Source organism: Pandoraea terrae, assembly GCF_902459695.1.
Classification (GTDB): Bacteria; Pseudomonadota; Gammaproteobacteria; order Burkholderiales; family Burkholderiaceae; genus Pandoraea; species Pandoraea terrae.
Window position 1 is genome coordinate 1 of the sequence record NZ_CABPRZ010000028.1, and the last position, 14,856, is coordinate 14,856.

Consider the following 14,856-nt stretch of genomic DNA (forward strand, 5'->3'; position numbering starts at 1 on the left):
ATGGTCATGCCGGGTGACAACGTGTCGATCACGGTCAAGCTGATCCACCCGATCGCCATGGAAGAAGGTCTGCGTTTCGCAATCCGCGAAGGTGGCCGTACCGTCGGCGCCGGCGTGGTTGCCAAGATCATCGCCTGATAGCGAATGAACGGGCAGGGCGGCACTTCGGTGCCGCCCTTCTCGAAATCTGTTGCTCTTTGTGAAGTACCCTGGCGCCCGAACGAGGGTTGCCGCGCTCTTTGGAGAAATCTCATGCAAAACCAGAAAATCCGCATTCGCCTGAAGGCTTTCGACTACCGCCTGATCGACCAATCGGCAGCTGAAATCGTCGAAACCGCAAAGCGCACGGGCGCAATCGTCAAGGGTCCGGTGCCCCTGCCGACGCGTATCGAGCGTTTCGACATCCTGCGTTCGCCGCACGTCAACAAGACGTCGCGCGATCAGCTGGAAATCCGCACGCACCAACGCCTGATGGACATCGTCGATCCGACGGACAAGACTGTCGACGCGCTGATGAAGCTGGACCTGCCGGCTGGCGTGGACGTCGAAATCAAGCTGCAGTAAGGCCTGGCACCCCGCTTAGGGTGTTGTATCTAAGCGAATTGCTGGACCTTGTCAAGCGCAAAGAGCTCGTCTATAATCGTGGGCTCAGTTGTAGTTTGAAGAGATGGATCACGCCCGTGATCCATCCTTTTGTCATTTAGCCCCGGCCAATCGTAGTCGGGAATGGAGAAAATCATGAGCCTTGGACTTGTCGGTCGCAAGGTTGGCATGACGCGTATTTTCACGGAAGACGGCGATTCGATCCCCGTTACCGTGGTGGATGTGTCTGACAACCGCGTGACGCAAATCAAGACGGATGAAACGGACGGCTACACGGCTGTTCAAGTTACTTTCGGCGCCCGTCGCGCCTCGCGCGTGACCAAAGCCATCGCTGGCCACCTCGCGAAAGCGGGCGTTGAAGCCGGTGAAATCCTGAAGGAATTCCGCGTTGACGCCGCCAAAGCTGCTGAACTGCAGCCGGGTTCGGTCGTCGGCGTTGATCTGTTCGAAGTGGGCCAGAAGATTGACGTGCAAGGCGTGTCGATCGGTAAGGGCTACGCCGGTACGATCAAGCGTTACAACTTCGCTTCGGGCCGTGCTTCCCACGGTAACTCCCGTTCGCACAATGTGCCGGGTTCGATCGGTATGGCGCAGGATCCGGGTCGTGTTTTCCCGGGTAAGCGCATGACTGGTCACCTCGGTGACGTCACGAAGACGGTGCAGAACCTCGTAATCGCGCGCATTGACGCCGATCGCAAACTCTTGTTCATCAAGGGTGCCGTTCCCGGCGCCAAGGAAGGCAAGGTTTTCGTGACGCCGGCAGTCAAGGCCAAACTCGCGAAGGGAGCGTAACAATGGAACTGAAGCTCCTGAATGAGCAAGGTCAGGAAGGCGCAGGCGTGTCCGCGTCGGACGTCGTGTTCGGCCGTGACTACAACGAAGCGTTGATCCACCAAGTGGTTGTGGCTTATCAAGCCAACGCCCGCAGCGGCAATCGTGCGCAGAAAGACCGTGAACAGGTCAAGCACACGACCAAGAAGCCGTGGCGTCAGAAGGGTACGGGCCGTGCTCGTGCCGGTATGTCGTCCAGCCCGTTGTGGCGTGGCGGTGGCCGTATCTTCCCGAATTCGCCGGAAGAAAACTTCAGCCACAAAGTCAACAAGAAGATGTACCGCGCTGGTGTTTGCTCGATTCTGTCGCAGCTCGCCCGTGAAGGTCGTCTGTCGGTGGTCGAAGAGATCAAGCTCGAAGCCCCGAAGACCAAACTGCTCGCAGAAAAGATCAAGGCCATGGGTCTTGAGTCGGTGCTGGTGATTACGGATACCGTGGACGAGAACCTGTTCCTCGCCTCGCGCAACCTGCCCAACATCGCTGTGACCGAGCCGCGTTTCGCAGACCCGCTGTCGCTGATCTACTTCAAGAAGATCCTGGTGACCAAGGGTGCGATCGCCAAAATCGAGGAGATGCTGGGATGAGCGACGTTCGCAAAAATGACCATCGTCTGATGCAAGTTCTGCTCTCGCCCGTGATCTCCGAAAAGGCGACCATGGTGGCGGACAAGAACGAGCAAGTCGTATTCCAAGTTGCGCGTGACGCGAACAAGCAAGAAGTGAAAGCTGCTGTCGAGCTGCTCTTCAAGGTTGAAGTCGAGTCGGTGCAGATCCTGAACCGCAAGGGCAAGCAAAAGCGCTTTGGCCGCTTCATGGGTCGTCGTGACCACGAGAAGAAGGCCTACGTGAGCCTGAAGCCGGGTCAGGAAATCAATTTTGAAGCGGAGGCCAAGTAATCATGGCACTCGTCAAAACGAAACCGACGTCGCCGGGCCGTCGCTCGATGGTCAAGGTCGTCAACAAAGACCTGCACAAGGGCAAGCCGTACGCCCCGCTGCTCGACGTCAAGAGCAAGACCGCCGGCCGTAACAACAACGGTCACATCACCACCCGTCATATGGGTGGCGGTCACAAGCAGCACTATCGTGTGATCGACTTCCGTCGCAACAAGGACGGCGTGCCGGCCAAGGTTGAGCGTCTGGAATACGATCCGAACCGTAGCGCGAACATCGCACTGCTGTGCTACCTGGATGGCGAACGCCGTTACATCATTGCACCGCGCGGCATGACCGTCGGCCAGCAAGTGTTGAGCGGTTCGGAAGCGCCGATCCGGTCGGGTAACACGCTGCCGATTCGCAACATTCCGGTCGGTACCACGATCCACTGCATCGAAATGCTGCCGGGCAAGGGTGCGCAAATCGCACGTGCCGCTGGCGCCTCGGCGATGCTGCTGGCCCGTGAAGGCACCTACGCTCAAGTGCGTCTGCGTTCGGGTGAAATCCGTCGCGTGCACATCGAGTGCCGTGCCACGATCGGTGAAGTCGGTAACGAAGAGCATAGCCTGCGTCAAATCGGCAAGGCCGGTGCAACGCGTTGGCGTGGTATTCGTCCGACGGTTCGCGGTGTCGCAATGAACCCGGTCGATCACCCGCACGGTGGTGGTGAAGGTCGTACTGCAGCTGGCCGTCATCCGGTTAGCCCGTGGGGCCTGAAGACCAAGGGCAAGCGTACTCGCAGCACGAAGCGCACGGGCAGCATGATCGTCCAGCGCCGCAACAAGCGATAAGGAGCTAGCAAATGGCACGTTCTGTTAAAAAAGGTCCGTTCTGCGACGCTCACTTGCTGAAGAAAGTTGAAGCGGCGCAAGCAACGCGTGACAAGAAGCCGATCAAGACCTGGTCGCGTCGTTCGACCGTTCTGCCCGATTTCATCGGACTGACGATCGCCGTTCATAACGGCCGTCAACACGTTCCGGTGTATGTGTCGGAAAACATGGTCGGCCACAAGCTGGGTGAGTTCGCGCTCACTCGTACCTTCAAAGGCCATGCGGCCGACAAGAAGGCGAAGAAATAAGGGGCGATCATGGAAGTGAAAGCAATTCATAAAGGTGCTCGCATCTCGGCGCAGAAGACGCGTCTGGTCGCCGACCAGATCCGCGGCCTGCCGCTCGAACGTGCACTGAACGTCCTGACGTTCTCGCCGAAGAAGGCTGCCGTCATTCTGAAGAAAGTGGTCGAGTCGGCAATCGCCAACGCCGAGCACAATGAAGGCGCTGATATCGACGAGCTGCGTGTCAAGGGCGTGTACGTCGACAAGGGTACCTCGCTCAAGCGTTTCACGGCGCGTGCAAAAGGCCGTGGTAACAAGATCGAGAAGCAAACCTGTCACATTACTGTGACGCTGGGCAACTAAGGGGTCACGATGGGACAGAAAATTCATCCGACTGGCTTCCGTCTGGCTGTCAGTCGTAACTGGGCTTCGCGTTGGTACGCGAACAACCAGAACTTCGCACAAATGCTGAAGGAAGATATCGGCGTTCGCGAATACCTGAAGAAGAAGCTGAAAAACGCTTCGGTTGGCCGCGTGATCATCGAGCGTCCTGCAAAGAACGCACGTATCACGATCTTCAGCTCGCGTCCTGGTGTCGTGATCGGCAAGAAGGGCGAGGATATCGAAATCCTGAAGACGGAGCTGCAAAAGCGCATGGGCGTGCCCGTGCACGTCAACATCGAGGAAATCCGCAAGCCGGAAACCGATGCGCAGCTGATCGCCGACTCGATCGCTCAGCAGCTTGAGCGCCGTATCATGTTCCGCCGCGCAATGAAGCGCGCGATGCAGAACGCGATGCGTCTGGGTGCCCAAGGCATCAAGATCATGAGCTCGGGCCGTCTGAACGGTATCGAAATCGCCCGTACCGAATGGTATCGCGAAGGCCGTGTGCCCCTGCACACCCTGCGCGCCGACATCGACTACGCGACCGCGGAAGCGCAGACGACCTACGGCATCATCGGTATCAAGGTGTGGGTCTACAAGGGTGACACGCTGGGCCGCAACGACGCGCCGGTGGCTGAAGAGCCGACGGAAGAAAAGCGTCCGCGCCGCAACGCGCGTCCGGGTGACCGTCGCGGCCGTCGCGACGACGCTGGTGGCGACAAGCCCGGCGTCAAGCGCGGTGGCCCGCGCCGCCCGGCTGGTGCGCCTAACGGCGACGCCAAGACTGGAGAATAAACATGCTGCAACCGAAGCGTAGAAAATACCGCAAGGAACAGAAGGGCCGTAACACCGGCGTCGCCACCCGTGGCAACGCAGTGTCATTCGGTGACTTCGGTCTGAAGGCGGTCGGTCGTGGTCGCCTGACGGCTCGCCAGATCGAAGCGGCACGTCGTGCCATGACCCGTCACATCAAGCGTGGTGGCCGTATCTGGATTCGTATCTTCCCGGATAAGCCGATCTCGCAAAAGCCGGCAGAAGTGCGTATGGGTAACGGTAAGGGTAACCCGGAGTACTACGTCGCCGAGATTCAACCGGGCAAGATGCTGTACGAAATGGACGGTGTGGACGTCACGCTGGCTCGTGAGGCTTTCCGCCTCGCGGCTGCCAAGCTGCCGATCCAGACGGTGTTCGTTGAACGTCAGCTCGGCGCTTGAGTGGAGAGAATTTGAAATGAAAGCATCCGAACTTCGCGACAAGGATCAGGACGCCCTGAACAAGGAACTGTCCGATCTGCTGAAGGCCCAATTCGGTCTGCGCATGCAGGCGGGCACCCAGCAGCTCAGCAACACGAGCCAGCTGAAGAAGGTCCGCCGCGACATCGCGCGCGTGCGTACCGTGTTGAACGAGAAGGCGAGCCAGAAATGAACGATACCGCTAAGACTGCGCTGAAGCGTACCCTGGTGGGTACGGTTGTCAGCAGCAAGATGGACAAGACGGTGACGGTGCTGGTCGAGCGTCAGGAGAAGCACCCGCTGTACGGCAAGTACATCGTGCGTTCGAAGAAGTACCACGCGCACGACGAGACGAACCAATTCAAGGAAGGCGACAAGGTCGAGATTCAAGAAACTCGTCCGCTGTCGAAGACCAAGGCTTGGACCGTTTCCCGTCTGCTGGAAGCCGCCCGCATCATCTAAGGCGTCTTTACAAGCAAGCTTGCAAGTCCGGAATTATCAGGTTATAATTCCGGACTTTCCGCTTCTTTCGCCAAAACCGGTCTTTGGTTTCGGTAAGAGGTGGATGGCCGCCCCCAGGTGAAATGTGCTTCAGTGCAATGACTGAGTGCAGCGATCCAGGCGGCAAAGTTGTCCACTTTGAACGACTCAACCCAAACAGTGCCGTTGGCGCTGACGGGGCCAAGACTGACCGACGCCTAGCGCCGGATTAAGTTGGGAAGATAACACCATGATTCAGACAGAAACCCGGCTCGACGTAGCCGACAATACCGGTGCGCGCGAAGTCATGTGCATTAAGGTGTTGGGTGGATCCAAGCGCCGTTATGCCGGCATTGGCGACATCATCAAAGTCAGCGTGAAAGATGCTGCGCCGCGTGGTCGCGTCAAGAAAGGCGAGATCTACAACGCAGTGGTCGTGCGTACCGCCAAGGGCGTGCGCCGCCAAGACGGTTCGCTGGTGAAGTTCGACGGCAATGCAGCCGTCCTGCTCAATGCCAAGCTCGAGCCGATCGGCACGCGTATCTTCGGACCGGTCACGCGTGAACTGCGTACCGAGAAGTTCATGAAGATCGTGTCGCTGGCCCCGGAAGTGCTGTAAGGAGCCAATATGAACAAGATTCGCAAGGGTGACCAGGTCATCGTTCTGACCGGCAAAGACAAGGCCAAGCGCGGTACCGTGCTGGCAGTCGACGGCGACAAGGTGGTCGTCGAGGGCGTCAACGTTGCCAAGAAGCACGTCAAGCCGAACCCGATGAAGGGTACGCAAGGCGGTGTGGTTGACAAGACGATGCCCATTCACATCTCGAACATTGCGCTGGTGGATGCCGAAGGCAAGCCGTCGCGCGTGGGCATCAAGGTGGAAGATGGCAAGAAAGTCCGCTTCCTCAAGACGACCGGTGCGGTCGTCGCCGGTGCCTGAGCAAGGAGTTTAGAGAATGGCTCGTTTGCAACAACTCTATAAAGACAAGATTGTCGCGGAACTGATGACTCAGTTCGGTTACAAGTCTGTCATGGAAGTGCCGCGCATCACCAAGATCACCCTGAACATGGGTCTTGGTCAAGCCGTCGCTGACAAGAAGATCATCGATAACGCCACGGGCGACCTGGTGAAGATCGCCGGTCAAAAGCCGGTGACGACCAAGGCACGCAAGGCAATCGCAGGTTTCAAGATCCGCGAAGGCTACCCCATCGGTACGATGGTGACGCTGCGCGGTGAGCGTATGTTCGAATTCCTGGATCGTTTCATCACCGTGGCCCTGCCGCGCGTGCGTGACTTCCGTGGTATTTCGGGCCGCGCGTTCGATGGTCGTGGTAACTACAACGTCGGTGTGAAAGAGCAGATCATTTTCCCCGAAATCGAGTACGACAAAATCGACGCACTGCGTGGTCTGAACATCAGCATCACGACGACTGCGAAGACTGACGAAGAAGCCAAGGCTCTTCTGTCGGCGTTCAAATTCCCGTTCCGTAACTGAGGTAATCGTGGCTAAACTGGCACTTATCGAACGCGAAAAGAAACGCGCACGTCTGGCTGAGAAGTTCGCTGCCAAGCGCGCCGCCCTCAAAGCGACCATCGAAGACACGAGCAAGTCGGAAGAAGAGCGTTATGAAGCGCGCCTGGCACTGCAACAGCTGCCGCGCAACGCAAACCCGACGCGTCAACGCAATCGTTGCGACCTGACCGGTCGTCCCCGCGGCACGTTCCGCAAATTCGGTCTGGCACGTAGCAAGATCCGTGAAATCGCCTTCCGTGGCGAAATCCCGGGTGTGACCAAAGCCAGCTGGTAATAGGAGAAGCACTATGAGCATGAGCGATCCTATCGCCGATATGCTGACCCGTATCCGCAATGCGCAAATGGTCGAGAAGGCAAACGTAGCAATGCCCTCGTCCAAGCTGAAGGTCTCGATCGCCAAGGTCCTCAAGGACGAAGGCTATATCGACGACTACGCGGTTAAGGAAGAAAACGCAAAGTCGGTGCTGAACATTGCACTGAAGTACTACGCTGGCCGTCCGGTCATCGAGCGCCTCGAACGCGTTTCGCGCCCGGGTCTGCGTGTGTACAAGAGCCGCAACGACATTCCGCAGGTCATGAACGGCCTCGGCGTTGCCATCGTCTCGACCCCGCAGGGCGTGATGACCGATCGCAAGGCACGCGCCACCGGCGTGGGCGGCGAAGTCATCTGCTACGTCGCTTAACCGCCCGAGGAGAAGAACATGTCTCGAGTAGGTAAAAGCCCGATCGCCCTGGCCAAGGGTATCGAAGCGTCGCTGGCCGGCAACGTGCTGACCGTCAAGGGCCCGCTGGGTTCGCTGACGCGCGGCGTGAATGTCCTGGTCAACGTAAAGATTGAAAACGACACCATCACCTTCGCCCCGGCTGACGAAAGCCGTGAAGCGAATGCGTTGTATGGTACGGAGCGCGCACTCGTCAACAACATGGTGACGGGTGTCAGCAAGGGCTTCGAGAAGAAGCTTCAGCTGGTTGGCGTGGGTTATCGTGCCAAGGCAGAAGGCACGTCGTTGAAGCTGGAACTCGGCTTCTCGCACGACGTCGTCTATTCGCTGCCGGAAGGCGTGAAGGCCGAAACGCCGACGCAGACGGAGATCATCATCAAGGGCGTTGACAAGCAACGCATCGGACAAGTGGCTGCGGAAGTTCGCGGTTACCGTCCGCCCGAGCCCTACAAGGGCAAGGGCGTCCGCTATGCGGACGAGGTGGTGATCCTCAAAGAAACCAAGAAGAAGTAAGGGTGCGAAACATGGACAAGAAACAATCCCGTTTGCGCCGTTCCCGCCAGACCCGTATCAAGCTGGCCGAACTCAAGGTGCATCGCCTTTCCGTGCATCGCACCAACCTGCACATCTACGCGCAAGTGTTTTCGGCAGACGGTACGCAAGTCCTGGCAAGCGCCTCGACCCTCGAAGCCGAAGTGCGCAAGGAACTGGGCGACAAGGAAGGCAAGGGTGGCAATGCTGCCGCCGCTGCGTTGATCGGCCGTCGTATCGCCGAAAAGGCGAAGGCTGCCGGCGTTGAAAGCGTTGCTTTCGACCGCGCAGGCTTCCGCTATCACGGTCGCGTGAAGGCCCTGGCCGACGCAGCCCGTGAAGCTGGCCTCAAGTTCTAAGGATATCCGTCATGGCAAAGATGCAAGCGAAAGTTCAGGCTGACGAACGCGACGACGGCCTTCGGGAGAAGATGATCTCGGTCAACCGCGTCACGAAGGTTGTGAAGGGTGGCCGTATTCTCGGTTTTGCCGCGTTGACCGTGGTTGGTGACGGCGATGGCCGCATCGGCATGGGCAAGGGCAAGGCGAAGGAAGTGCCGGTTGCCGTTCAGAAGGCAATGGAGCAAGCCCGCCGCAACATGGTCAAGGTTCCGTTGAAGAACGGCACCCTGCAACACTCCGTTTTTGGCCAGCATGGCGCATCGAAAGTGATGATGTCGCCGGCCAAGGATGGTACCGGTGTTATCGCCGGTGGCCCGATGCGCGCGGTGTTCGAAGTGATGGGCGTGACCAACGTGGTGACGAAGAGCCTTGGCTCGACGAACCCGTACAACCTGGTCCGCGCCACGCTCGACGGCCTGAAGAAACAATCGACTCCTGCCGATATCGCCGCCAAGCGTGGCAAGTCGGTGGAAGAGATCCTCGGCTAAGGGTGATCAATATGTCGCAGCAAACTGTAAAAGTTAAGTTGGTCAAGAGCTTGATCGGCACGCGTGAAGACCATCGCGCGACCGTCAAGGGTCTGGGCCTGCGCCGCCTCAATTCGGTCAGCGAGTTGCAGGATACGCCCGCAGTGCGGGGCATGATCAACAAGGTCTCGTACCTTGTGAAGATCGTCGACTGAGCGAGGTCATCATGGAATTGAACAACCTCAAGCCGGCAGAAGGCGCCAAGCACGCCAAGCGCCGCGTTGGCCGTGGTATCGGTTCGGGTCTGGGTAAGACCGCCGGCCGTGGTCACAAGGGTCAGAAGTCGCGTTCGGGCGGCTTCCACAAGGTCGGTTTTGAAGGCGGTCAAATGCCGCTGCAACGCCGTCTGCCGAAGCGCGGCTTCAAGTCGCTGACGCGCCGCTTCGTGGGTGAAGTGCGCCTGTCGGACTTGCAAGGCCTGCCGGTCGACGAGATCGATCTGTTGGTACTCAAGCAAGCTGGCCTGATCAGCGAGCTGTCGCTGTCCGCGAAGGTTATCGCCACTGGCGAACTGTCGCGCAAGGTCACTCTGAAGGGCGTTGGCGCCACGAAGGGTGCACGTGCAGCGATCGAAGCGGCCGGCGGTTCGGTCGCTGACGTCGCCTGACGGTAACGGTTAGAGCACGCGGAGCCGTCATTGGCCAAGTCTCCTAATCTCGCTAAGCCTGGTACGCAGGGCCCGAAGTATGCGGATCTGCGCCGGCGGCTGGTTTTCCTGCTGCTGGCGTTGATCGTCTACCGAACTGGTGCGCATATCCCGGTGCCGGGCATCGACCCCGATCATCTGGCGCAGCTGTTCCAGCGCCAGTCGGGCGGGATCCTGGGCATGTTCAACATGTTCTCGGGTGGTGCGTTGTCGCGGTTCACGATCTTCGCATTGGGGATCATGCCGTACATCTCGTCGTCGATCATCATGCAGCTGCTGGCGATGGTTTCGCCGCAACTGGAAGCATTGCGCAAGGAAGGTCAGTCCGGACAGCGCAAGATCACGCAGTACACCCGGTATTTCACGGTGTTGCTCGCGCTCTTCCAGGCATTGGCGATCGCAGTGACGCTCGAGAGTGAGCCGGGCCTTGTGATCGATCCAGGCATGCTGTTCCGCCTGACGACGGTCATTACCCTGGTCACCGGTACGATGTTCCTGATGTGGCTGGGTGAGCAGATCACCGAGCGTGGTCTGGGCAACGGTATTTCGATCATCATTTTCGGCGGGATTGCTGCAGGTCTTCCGAACGCGGTGGGCGGTCTGTTCGAGCTGGTCAATACCGGCGCGATCGGCTACTTCTCGGCGATCATTATCTGCGCGCTCGTGGTGCTGGTGACGTACTTCGTGGTGTTCGTCGAACGGGGTCAACGCAAGATCCTGGTCAACTACGCCAAGCGTCAGGTCGGTAACAAGGTGTACGGCGGTCAGGCTTCGCACCTGCCGTTGAAGCTGAACATGGCAGGCGTGATTCCGCCGATCTTTGCATCGTCGATCATCCTGTTCCCGGCAACGATCGCGAACTGGTTCGGCGCAGGCGAAAGCACGCGTTGGCTCAAGGATATCGCGAGCAAGTTGTCGCCGGGTCAGCCGATCTACGTGATGCTGTACGCACTGGCCATCGTGTTTTTCTGCTTTTTCTACACCGCACTGGTGTTTAACAGCAAGGAAACCGCGGACAACCTGAAGAAGAGCGGGGCGTTCGTGCCGGGGATTCGCCCGGGCGACCAGACGGCACGGTACATCGACAAGATCCTGATGCGCCTGACGCTGGCCGGTGCCGCTTACGTGACGTTGGTCTGCTTGCTGCCAGAGTTCCTGGTGCTGCGCTGGAATGTGCCGTTCTATTTCGGTGGCACATCCCTGTTGATCATCGTGGTCGTCACGATGGACTTCATGGCGCAAGTGCAGTCGTATGTGATGTCGCAACAATATGAGTCGCTGCTCCGCAAGGCGAATTTCAAGGGCGGCAATAACATGACGCTTCGCTAAGCTTGGCTTTTGACCATGTCGAAGGACGACGTTATTCAAATGCAGGGTGAGGTTGTTGAAAACCTCCCCAACGCCACCTTCCGGGTAAAGCTGGAAAATGGCCATGTAGTACTCGGACATATCTCCGGAAAAATGCGGATGCATTACATCCGCATCCTTCCCGGGGATAAGGTGACGGTAGAGTTGACGCCCTACGATCTGTCGCGTGCGCGGATCGTCTTCCGGGCGAAGTGATTAGAGAGAGAGGGATTGTCATGAAAGTAATGGCTTCGGTTAAGCGCATGTGCCGCAATTGCAAAATTGTGAAGCGTAATGGCGTCGTGCGTGTGATTTGCAGCTCGGATCAGCGTCACAAGCAACGTCAGGGCTGATCGCATTTAACGCTATTTAGTTGGGGAATAACGAATGGCTCGTATCGCAGGGGTTAACATCCCGAATCACCAACATACCGAAATCGGCCTGACGGCCATTTACGGTGTTGGCCGCACGCGCGCTCGTCAGATCTGTGAAGCTGCCGGTGTGCCGTTCTCGAAGAAGGTCAAGGACCTCGACGACAACGATCTGGAAAAACTGCGTGACCAGGTTGGTCAGCTGACGGTCGAAGGCGACCTGCGTCGTGAAACCACGATGAGCATCAAGCGCCTGATGGACCTCGGTTGCTATCGTGGTCTGCGTCACCGCAAGGGCCTGCCGGTCCGTGGTCAGCGTACCCGTACGAACGCGCGTACCCGCAAGGGACCGCGTAAGGCCGGCGTTTCGCTGAAGAAGTAACCAGAGGATAGGAACTCATGGCTAAGCAACAGAACAACGCCGCTTCGCAGCGCGTTCGCAAGAAGGTCAAGAAGAACGTTGCCGAAGGCGTCGTCCACGTCCACGCTTCGTTCAACAACACGATCATCACGATCACCGATCGCCAAGGCAATGCACTGGCATGGGCGACGTCGGGTGGCCAAGGCTTCAAGGGCTCGCGTAAGTCGACGCCGTTTGCTGCCCAGGTCGCTGCTGAGTCGGCCGGCCGTGTTGCGCTGGAATACGGCGTGAAGAACCTCGAAGTTCGCATCAAGGGCCCGGGTCCGGGTCGCGAATCCGCGGTTCGCGCGCTGAACGCGCTCGGTATCAAGATCACGGCGATTTCGGACGTGACGCCGGTGCCGCACAACGGCTGCCGTCCGCCGAAGCGTCGTCGTATCTAATCCTGCTATAATCGCAGGCTGCACTTCGGCGCGCATGATTTTGCGCCCCGGAGTGCTTGATGTTCATAAGACCACCGTCCGGCACACCGGTGCCGGACTTGCGCAGTGGAACAACCGCTGCGTCAGTTATTGAAAAAAGGAAAGCAACGTGGCACGTTATATCGGCCCGAAGGCCAAACTCTCCCGTCGTGAAGGTACCGACCTCTTCCTGAAGAGCGCCCGCCGCTCGCTGGCAGACAAGTGCAAGCTGGATAGCAAGCCTGGTCAACACGGCCGCACCTCGGGTGCCCGTACGTCGGACTACGGCAACCAGCTGCGTGAAAAGCAGAAAGTCAAGCGCATCTACGGCGTGCTTGAGCGTCAATTCCGCCGTTATTTCGCGGAAGCCGATCGCCGCCGTGGCAACACGGGTGAACAGCTGCTGCAACTGCTCGAATCGCGTCTGGACAATGTCGTTTACCGCATGGGCTTTGGCTCGACCCGCGCTGAAGCGCGCCAGTTGGTCGGCCACAAGGCGATCGTGATCAACGGTCAGGTTGCCAACATCCCGTCGCTGCAAGTCAAGGCTGGCGACGTGATCGCCATCCGTGAAAAGGCCAGGAAGCAAGTGCGCATTCAAGAATCGCTGTCGCTGGCCGAGCAAGTTGGATTCCCGATCTGGGTTTCGGTAGATGCCAAGAAGATGGAAGGTACCTTCAAACAGCTGCCGGAACGTAGCGATATCGCGGGCGACATCAACGAAAGCTTGATCGTCGAACTTTACTCGCGTTAATTCGTTCGCATGACGCGCCGGCACGGCGCGTTTTTGCGTTCCCGTGCAGGTTGTCACCCGTCAGCCTTATCGGTGTAACGAGCCGAGGGTATTGAAAAGGAAACCTATGCAAACCAGTTTGTTGAAGCCCAAGATCATTGCGGTTGAACCCGTTGGCGAGCACCACGCAAAAGTGGTGATGGAGCCGTTCGAGCGCGGTTATGGCCACACCTTGGGCAACGCATTGCGCCGTGTGCTGCTGTCGTCGATGGTCGGCTATGCCCCGACCGAAGTGACGATCGCCGGCGTCGTGCATGAATACTCCACCATCGACGGTGTCCAGGAAGATGTTGTCAACTTCCTGTTGAACATGAAGGGTGTTGTGTTCAAGCTGCATAACCGCGACGAAGTCACGGTGACGCTGCGCAAGGATGGTGAAGGTGTGGTGCGCGCTTCGGATATCGAAGTGCCGCATGATGTAGAACTGATCAACCCCGATCACGTGATTGCGCATCTGGCCAAGGGCGGCAAGCTCGATGTCCAGCTCAAGATCGAGAAGGGCCGTGGCTATGTGCCGGGCAATGTCCGCCGTTACGGCGACGACAACGCCAAGGTGATCGGCCGCATCGTTCTCGATGCGTCGTTCTCGCCGGTCAAGCGTGTTTCGTATGCGGTCGAATCGGCCCGTGTGGAACAGCGTACCGACCTGGACAAGCTGGTCATGAACATCGAAACCAACGGTGTGGTTTCGCCGGAAGAAGCGATCCGTCAATCGGCGCGCATTCTGGTGGATCAACTGTCGGTGTTCGCTGCCCTGGAAGGCACGGAAGCTGCCAGCGAAGCGCCGTCGCGCGCGCCGCAGATCGATCCGATCCTGCTGCGTCCGGTGGACGACCTGGAGTTGACGGTGCGTTCGGCCAACTGCTTGAAGGCCGAAAACATCTACTACATCGGCGACCTGATCCAACGTACCGAGAACGAATTGCTCAAGACCCCGAATCTGGGTCGCAAGTCGCTCAACGAGATCAAGGAAGTGCTTGCCTCGCGTGGTCTCACGCTCGGCATGAAGCTCGAAAACTGGCCGCCGGCTGGTCTCGAGAAGTAAGTTGTGAAGGCATGGCCGCCCCTGGGGCGGCCGTGTCGTTACCTGGGCCAACGTGCGGTATCGCCGTGTGTTGCCCGATTGAACCGATACCGGCCCGCGGCGTTGTTGCCGATAGAAGAGCTGGTCGAAAACTCTGTTTAAAGGAAAGTTGAAATGCGTCACCGTCATGGTTTGCGTAAACTGAACCGTACCAGCAGCCACCGTCTGGCCATGCTGCGTAACATGTCGAACTCGCTGATCGAACACGAAGCGATCAAGACCACGCTGCCGAAGGCCAAGGAACTGCGCAAGGTCGTCGAGCCCCTGATCACGCTGGGCAAGAAGCCGTCGCTGGCCAACCGCCGTCTGGCATTCAACCGCCTGCGCGACCGTGATTCCGTCGCCAAGCTGTTCGACGTGCTGGGCCCGCGTTTTGCCAACCGTCCGGGTGGCTACCTGCGTATCCTGAAGATGGGTTTCCGTGTCGGCGATAACGCCCCGATGGCGTTCGTCGAACTGCTGGACCGTCCGGAAGTTGCAGAAGAAGCCGTGGAAATCGCCGAGTAAGTCATTGCTCGACGATAGCCGCCTAGCGGATTCGTGAGAAAGCCAGGTCTTT

The 14,856-nt window shown here is 58.5% G+C and carries 30 protein-coding genes; all 30 read left to right on the top strand.

Annotated elements, in window-relative coordinates; genetic code table 11:
- A partial coding sequence (locus PTE30175_RS23395; protein WP_476703890.1) for an EF-Tu C-terminal domain-related protein occupies positions 1-138 on the top strand: 138 nt, incomplete at its 5' end.
- Between the two features lie 114 nt (positions 139-252).
- On the top strand, positions 253-564 hold the full coding sequence (gene rpsJ / locus PTE30175_RS23400; protein WP_010804138.1) for a 30S ribosomal protein S10: 312 nt from the start codon (positions 253-255) through the stop codon (positions 562-564).
- A gap of 174 nt (positions 565-738) precedes the next feature.
- Entirely contained in the window at positions 739-1,395 is a 657-nt protein-coding gene (gene rplC / locus PTE30175_RS23405) for a 50S ribosomal protein L3 (protein ID WP_191629192.1), read from the top strand.
- 2 nt (positions 1,396-1,397) lie between these two features.
- Positions 1,398-2,018, top strand: a complete 621-nt coding sequence (rplD, locus tag PTE30175_RS23410) for a 50S ribosomal protein L4 (RefSeq protein WP_150699477.1) — start codon at positions 1,398-1,400, stop codon at positions 2,016-2,018.
- Positions 2,015-2,329: a 50S ribosomal protein L23 gene (gene rplW / locus PTE30175_RS23415; protein ID WP_150699478.1), complete on the top strand. Its 315-nt coding sequence runs from the start codon at positions 2,015-2,017 to the stop codon at positions 2,327-2,329. Before rplD ends, rplW begins: the two co-directional genes overlap by 4 nt.
- Positions 2,330-2,331: 2 nt before the next feature.
- Positions 2,332-3,159, top strand: a complete 828-nt coding sequence (gene rplB / locus PTE30175_RS23420) for a 50S ribosomal protein L2 (RefSeq protein ID WP_150699479.1) — start codon at positions 2,332-2,334, stop codon at positions 3,157-3,159.
- An 11-nt stretch (positions 3,160-3,170) separates the two neighbouring features.
- Positions 3,171-3,446, top strand: a complete 276-nt coding sequence (rpsS, locus tag PTE30175_RS23425; protein ID WP_150699480.1) for a 30S ribosomal protein S19 — start codon at positions 3,171-3,173, stop codon at positions 3,444-3,446.
- Positions 3,447-3,455: 9 nt separating this feature from the next.
- Positions 3,456-3,785 carry a 50S ribosomal protein L22 gene (gene rplV / locus PTE30175_RS23430; protein WP_150699481.1) on the top strand — a complete coding sequence of 110 codons (330 nt, stop codon included), beginning with the start codon at positions 3,456-3,458 and terminating at the stop codon, positions 3,783-3,785.
- A gap of 9 nt (positions 3,786-3,794) precedes the next feature.
- Positions 3,795-4,601 (top strand): 30S ribosomal protein S3, encoded by an 807-nt coding sequence (gene rpsC, locus PTE30175_RS23435; protein WP_150699482.1) that lies wholly within the window; start codon positions 3,795-3,797, stop codon positions 4,599-4,601.
- Positions 4,602-4,603: 2 nt separating this feature from the next.
- The gene (gene rplP, locus PTE30175_RS23440) at positions 4,604-5,020 is read left to right on the top strand and encodes a 50S ribosomal protein L16 (RefSeq protein WP_150699483.1); all 417 of its coding nucleotides are present in this window, start codon (positions 4,604-4,606) and stop codon (positions 5,018-5,020) included.
- A gap of 16 nt (positions 5,021-5,036) precedes the next feature.
- Positions 5,037-5,231, top strand: coding sequence for a 50S ribosomal protein L29 (gene rpmC, locus PTE30175_RS23445; protein WP_150699484.1), 195 nt, complete (start codon positions 5,037-5,039; stop codon positions 5,229-5,231).
- Positions 5,228-5,500, top strand: a complete 273-nt coding sequence (gene rpsQ / locus PTE30175_RS23450) for a 30S ribosomal protein S17 (RefSeq protein ID WP_150699485.1) — start codon at positions 5,228-5,230, stop codon at positions 5,498-5,500. Before rpmC ends, rpsQ begins: the two co-directional genes overlap by 4 nt.
- Positions 5,501-5,768: 268 nt before the next feature.
- A complete protein-coding gene (gene rplN / locus PTE30175_RS23455; RefSeq protein WP_150699486.1) occupies positions 5,769-6,137 on the top strand; it encodes a 50S ribosomal protein L14 in 369 nt (122 codons plus the stop codon).
- A gap of 9 nt (positions 6,138-6,146) precedes the next feature.
- Positions 6,147-6,458, top strand: a complete 312-nt coding sequence (gene rplX, locus PTE30175_RS23460) for a 50S ribosomal protein L24 (RefSeq protein WP_150699487.1) — start codon at positions 6,147-6,149, stop codon at positions 6,456-6,458.
- Positions 6,459-6,474: 16 nt separating this feature from the next.
- The gene (gene rplE / locus PTE30175_RS23465) at positions 6,475-7,014 is read left to right on the top strand and encodes a 50S ribosomal protein L5 (protein ID WP_150699488.1); all 540 of its coding nucleotides are present in this window, start codon (positions 6,475-6,477) and stop codon (positions 7,012-7,014) included.
- 7 nt (positions 7,015-7,021) lie between these two features.
- Positions 7,022-7,327 (top strand): 30S ribosomal protein S14, encoded by a 306-nt coding sequence (rpsN, locus tag PTE30175_RS23470; RefSeq protein WP_150699489.1) that lies wholly within the window; start codon positions 7,022-7,024, stop codon positions 7,325-7,327.
- 13 nt (positions 7,328-7,340) lie between these two features.
- The gene (gene rpsH, locus PTE30175_RS23475) at positions 7,341-7,736 is read left to right on the top strand and encodes a 30S ribosomal protein S8 (protein WP_150699490.1); all 396 of its coding nucleotides are present in this window, start codon (positions 7,341-7,343) and stop codon (positions 7,734-7,736) included.
- 18 nt (positions 7,737-7,754) lie between these two features.
- Positions 7,755-8,288, top strand: a complete 534-nt coding sequence (gene rplF, locus PTE30175_RS23480) for a 50S ribosomal protein L6 (RefSeq protein ID WP_150699491.1) — start codon at positions 7,755-7,757, stop codon at positions 8,286-8,288.
- Between the two features lie 11 nt (positions 8,289-8,299).
- Positions 8,300-8,665: a 50S ribosomal protein L18 gene (rplR, locus tag PTE30175_RS23485; RefSeq protein WP_150699492.1), complete on the top strand. Its 366-nt coding sequence runs from the start codon at positions 8,300-8,302 to the stop codon at positions 8,663-8,665.
- Between the two features lie 11 nt (positions 8,666-8,676).
- Positions 8,677-9,195, top strand: coding sequence for a 30S ribosomal protein S5 (gene rpsE / locus PTE30175_RS23490; protein ID WP_150699493.1), 519 nt, complete (start codon positions 8,677-8,679; stop codon positions 9,193-9,195).
- Positions 9,196-9,206: 11 nt separating this feature from the next.
- Positions 9,207-9,389, top strand: a complete 183-nt coding sequence (rpmD, locus tag PTE30175_RS23495) for a 50S ribosomal protein L30 (RefSeq protein ID WP_023593832.1) — start codon at positions 9,207-9,209, stop codon at positions 9,387-9,389.
- A gap of 11 nt (positions 9,390-9,400) precedes the next feature.
- Complete coding sequence (gene rplO, locus PTE30175_RS23500) at positions 9,401-9,841, top strand: 50S ribosomal protein L15 (protein WP_150699494.1); 441 nt, start codon at positions 9,401-9,403, stop codon at positions 9,839-9,841.
- Positions 9,842-9,871: 30 nt separating this feature from the next.
- Positions 9,872-11,209 carry a preprotein translocase subunit SecY gene (gene secY / locus PTE30175_RS23505; RefSeq protein ID WP_150699495.1) on the top strand — a complete coding sequence of 446 codons (1,338 nt, stop codon included), beginning with the start codon at positions 9,872-9,874 and terminating at the stop codon, positions 11,207-11,209.
- A 15-nt stretch (positions 11,210-11,224) separates the two neighbouring features.
- A complete protein-coding gene (gene infA / locus PTE30175_RS23510; protein WP_007869286.1) occupies positions 11,225-11,443 on the top strand; it encodes a translation initiation factor IF-1 in 219 nt (72 codons plus the stop codon).
- Positions 11,444-11,463: 20 nt separating this feature from the next.
- Positions 11,464-11,580, top strand: coding sequence for a 50S ribosomal protein L36 (gene rpmJ, locus PTE30175_RS23515; protein ID WP_150699496.1), 117 nt, complete (start codon positions 11,464-11,466; stop codon positions 11,578-11,580).
- A 34-nt stretch (positions 11,581-11,614) separates the two neighbouring features.
- A complete protein-coding gene (gene rpsM / locus PTE30175_RS23520; RefSeq protein ID WP_150699497.1) occupies positions 11,615-11,980 on the top strand; it encodes a 30S ribosomal protein S13 in 366 nt (121 codons plus the stop codon).
- A 17-nt stretch (positions 11,981-11,997) separates the two neighbouring features.
- The gene (gene rpsK, locus PTE30175_RS23525) at positions 11,998-12,402 is read left to right on the top strand and encodes a 30S ribosomal protein S11 (protein ID WP_150699498.1); all 405 of its coding nucleotides are present in this window, start codon (positions 11,998-12,000) and stop codon (positions 12,400-12,402) included.
- A gap of 148 nt (positions 12,403-12,550) precedes the next feature.
- The gene (gene rpsD, locus PTE30175_RS23530) at positions 12,551-13,174 is read left to right on the top strand and encodes a 30S ribosomal protein S4 (protein WP_150699499.1); all 624 of its coding nucleotides are present in this window, start codon (positions 12,551-12,553) and stop codon (positions 13,172-13,174) included.
- A 106-nt stretch (positions 13,175-13,280) separates the two neighbouring features.
- The gene (locus PTE30175_RS23535; RefSeq protein ID WP_150699500.1) at positions 13,281-14,258 is read left to right on the top strand and encodes a DNA-directed RNA polymerase subunit alpha; all 978 of its coding nucleotides are present in this window, start codon (positions 13,281-13,283) and stop codon (positions 14,256-14,258) included.
- A gap of 153 nt (positions 14,259-14,411) precedes the next feature.
- Entirely contained in the window at positions 14,412-14,804 is a 393-nt protein-coding gene (gene rplQ, locus PTE30175_RS23540) for a 50S ribosomal protein L17 (RefSeq protein ID WP_150699501.1), read from the top strand.
- Positions 14,805-14,856 lie beyond the last annotated feature (52 nt).

Excerpts from the sequence above, each read along its gene's own strand:
- rplV (WP_150699481.1), top strand. The coding sequence starts at position 3,456 with ATGGAAGTGAAAGCAATTCATAAAGGTGCTCGCATCTCGGCGCAGAAG.
- rplB (WP_150699479.1), top strand. The coding sequence starts at position 2,332 with ATGGCACTCGTCAAAACGAAACCGACGTCGCCGGGCCGTCGCTCGATG.
- rplO (WP_150699494.1), top strand. The coding sequence starts at position 9,401 with ATGGAATTGAACAACCTCAAGCCGGCAGAAGGCGCCAAGCACGCCAAG.
- rpsM (WP_150699497.1), top strand. The coding sequence starts at position 11,615 with ATGGCTCGTATCGCAGGGGTTAACATCCCGAATCACCAACATACCGAA.
- rpsH (WP_150699490.1), top strand. The coding sequence starts at position 7,341 with ATGAGCATGAGCGATCCTATCGCCGATATGCTGACCCGTATCCGCAAT.
- rpsE (WP_150699493.1), top strand. The coding sequence starts at position 8,677 with ATGGCAAAGATGCAAGCGAAAGTTCAGGCTGACGAACGCGACGACGGC.
- rpsQ (WP_150699485.1), top strand. The coding sequence starts at position 5,228 with ATGAACGATACCGCTAAGACTGCGCTGAAGCGTACCCTGGTGGGTACG.
- infA (WP_007869286.1), top strand. The coding sequence starts at position 11,225 with ATGTCGAAGGACGACGTTATTCAAATGCAGGGTGAGGTTGTTGAAAAC.
- rpsC (WP_150699482.1), top strand. The coding sequence starts at position 3,795 with ATGGGACAGAAAATTCATCCGACTGGCTTCCGTCTGGCTGTCAGTCGT.
- PTE30175_RS23535 (WP_150699500.1), top strand. The coding sequence starts at position 13,281 with ATGCAAACCAGTTTGTTGAAGCCCAAGATCATTGCGGTTGAACCCGTT.
- rpmC (WP_150699484.1), top strand. The coding sequence starts at position 5,037 with ATGAAAGCATCCGAACTTCGCGACAAGGATCAGGACGCCCTGAACAAG.
- rplE (WP_150699488.1), top strand. The coding sequence starts at position 6,475 with ATGGCTCGTTTGCAACAACTCTATAAAGACAAGATTGTCGCGGAACTG.
- rplX (WP_150699487.1), top strand. The coding sequence starts at position 6,147 with ATGAACAAGATTCGCAAGGGTGACCAGGTCATCGTTCTGACCGGCAAA.
- rpmJ (WP_150699496.1), top strand. The coding sequence starts at position 11,464 with ATGAAAGTAATGGCTTCGGTTAAGCGCATGTGCCGCAATTGCAAAATT.
- rplR (WP_150699492.1), top strand. The coding sequence starts at position 8,300 with ATGGACAAGAAACAATCCCGTTTGCGCCGTTCCCGCCAGACCCGTATC.
- rplW (WP_150699478.1), top strand. The coding sequence starts at position 2,015 with ATGAGCGACGTTCGCAAAAATGACCATCGTCTGATGCAAGTTCTGCTC.
- rplP (WP_150699483.1), top strand. The coding sequence starts at position 4,604 with ATGCTGCAACCGAAGCGTAGAAAATACCGCAAGGAACAGAAGGGCCGT.
- rplF (WP_150699491.1), top strand. The coding sequence starts at position 7,755 with ATGTCTCGAGTAGGTAAAAGCCCGATCGCCCTGGCCAAGGGTATCGAA.
- rplC (WP_191629192.1), top strand. The coding sequence starts at position 739 with ATGAGCCTTGGACTTGTCGGTCGCAAGGTTGGCATGACGCGTATTTTC.
- rpmD (WP_023593832.1), top strand. The coding sequence starts at position 9,207 with ATGTCGCAGCAAACTGTAAAAGTTAAGTTGGTCAAGAGCTTGATCGGC.
- rplD (WP_150699477.1), top strand. The coding sequence starts at position 1,398 with ATGGAACTGAAGCTCCTGAATGAGCAAGGTCAGGAAGGCGCAGGCGTG.
- rpsS (WP_150699480.1), top strand. The coding sequence starts at position 3,171 with ATGGCACGTTCTGTTAAAAAAGGTCCGTTCTGCGACGCTCACTTGCTG.
- rplQ (WP_150699501.1), top strand. The coding sequence starts at position 14,412 with ATGCGTCACCGTCATGGTTTGCGTAAACTGAACCGTACCAGCAGCCAC.
- rpsJ (WP_010804138.1), top strand. The coding sequence starts at position 253 with ATGCAAAACCAGAAAATCCGCATTCGCCTGAAGGCTTTCGACTACCGC.
- rpsK (WP_150699498.1), top strand. The coding sequence starts at position 11,998 with ATGGCTAAGCAACAGAACAACGCCGCTTCGCAGCGCGTTCGCAAGAAG.
- rplN (WP_150699486.1), top strand. The coding sequence starts at position 5,769 with ATGATTCAGACAGAAACCCGGCTCGACGTAGCCGACAATACCGGTGCG.